The organism is Deltaproteobacteria bacterium (genome assembly GCA_012522415.1).
In the GTDB taxonomy this organism is placed as follows: domain Bacteria; phylum Desulfobacterota; class Syntrophia; order Syntrophales; family JAAYKM01; genus JAAYKM01.
In genome coordinates this window covers 1-1,896 of the sequence record JAAYKM010000022.1, presented here as the reverse complement: position 1 = coordinate 1,896, position 1,896 = coordinate 1, and the positions used below count along the sequence as shown (strand labels likewise).

Below are 1,896 nucleotides of genomic sequence, written 5' to 3'. Positions count from 1 at the left end.
GGGTGGGCTTGACGCAACAGAAGGTTCCCGCTCCCATTGCGATCGGCGATACGACCGCGGCCATGCACGCCTGCACGGCCATTCTGGCAGCGCTCTACCACCGGATGCTTTCAGGAGAGGGTCAAAATATCGACATCTCCATGGTTGATTGCCTTTTTTCGCTCCACGAGACATCCTTCCCGTTCTACTGGACCGGCGAGGCCGCTGGCCGTCCCGGTATTACACCCTTAATGGGTAAACAGAGCAGCACCAGCGCGCCGTACGGAATATATGAAGGAAAAAACGGAGCGATCGCCATTGCCGTACTGACGGAAGCCCGCTGGCCGGAGCTTGTGGATGTCATGGGTCCGGGTTACGAGTGGCTGAGGACGGATCCGCGCACGAGCAGGGTCACAGGTCGCTGCAGCGCGGAGAACGCTCATGTTGTTCACAAAGCACTCGAGTCTTGGGTGATGTCTCAGGATTCGGTTGAAGAAGCTGAAAAAAAACTAGACACCGCCGGGATTCCCTGTTCCCGTGTGAAAACCATTGAGGAATTGGCCACTACCGACGAGCACATCGCGGCCCGGGAGATGAGGCAGATAAAATTTCAGCCGTTTTTGGGGCTAATAAAAATGTTCGGGAGCCCCATGAAGTTCTCCTTAACGCCCCCTGGAATTCAAGGTTATGCACCGTTTCTCGGCGAACACAACAGATAAGAACTTTCCCAGGTACTCGGTAACTCACCGGAGAGGATCGAATCCCTGTACCGGGATAAGGTCCTTCATGAGGGGCCGGAAATGGAAAAGCTTGCAGAAGAGATTGAAAAAAACGAACCGCGTTAAAAACAGAATGTCTGTGATCAGCCGGAATCTTTGTCTGCTTCACAGGCTGAATTAATATGACAAAGAAGGAGGTTCAACATGAAAGTTTCCAAGAAGAGTGTAGTTGCTTGTTTCAGTCTATTACTAATCCTATGCTTGGCAGTTTACGGATCATCCTATGCCTTTGCAGCCAAAGAGGAGAAAGCGGCTACTGTCAAAACAACCAAGGAGGGAGCGGTTAAGGGATCCATGGCAGAAAAGGTGCCTAAACCCAACGCGGCCTTCGACGCGGATAAGATGTCGGATATGTCCGATTTCGATCCAGCCACGTGGGTGAGCCCGACGGGCGATACGATCAAAATTGCCGTCATCACCTGCTTCTCCGGACCGGGGGCTTTCAACGGGCAGATCGCTTGGGCCGTTGCAAGCTGGGTTGCGCATGACATCAACAAACGAGGTGGCATTTGGGTGGACGGCAAGAAGAAACTGATTGAAGTTGTCAAGGGCGATCACATGTCAAAGCCCGATCAGTGCAAGAAAGTCAGTGAAAGGTTGGCTCTGAAGGAAAAGGTCCATGTCTTCTGGGGCACTGCTGGTAGCAACATGATGAAGATCATGAACGAGACAGCCCAGAAATATGGCATTATTTCGCATTGCGTCAGCAACCTGGCCGACGGACTTCAGGACTCTACCAACTTTTCGCGCTATGCCTTCATGACTTCCGTGGGAACCGAACAGGTCGGACGCGGCATGGCCTACTACTATGCGCTCCGGGGGAAAGAGAAAAAATTCTACATTCTCTGCCAAGATTATTCGTATGGGCATGAAATCGCCGATGGCTTCAAAAAAGGCTTGGAAGAATACTATCCCGAGGCGCAGATTGTTGGTGAAGACTATCATAAGCTGTTTCTGACTGACTTCGCACCGTACCTCACGAAAATCAAGGCGTCCGGCGCTGAAGTCATTTACACAGGGAACTGGCCTCCTGATGGCGGCACCGTCCTGAAGCAGGCCAGACAAATGGGGATTAAACGGCCATTCGCGCACGTCCTGATGAACGATCCCAATATGCTGCATGATGTCGGTCTGGAAG

2 protein-coding genes are annotated in these 1,896 nt (G+C 52.2%); both read left to right on the top strand.

Annotated elements, in window-relative coordinates; genetic code table 11:
• Positions 1-8: 8 nt before the first annotated feature.
• On the top strand, positions 9-698 hold the full coding sequence (locus tag GX147_01680) for a hypothetical protein (GenBank protein NLN59419.1): 690 nt from the start codon (positions 9-11) through the stop codon (positions 696-698).
• 204 nt (positions 699-902) lie between these two features.
• A partial coding sequence (locus GX147_01675; GenBank protein NLN59418.1) for an ABC transporter substrate-binding protein occupies positions 903-1,896 on the top strand: 994 nt, incomplete at its 3' end.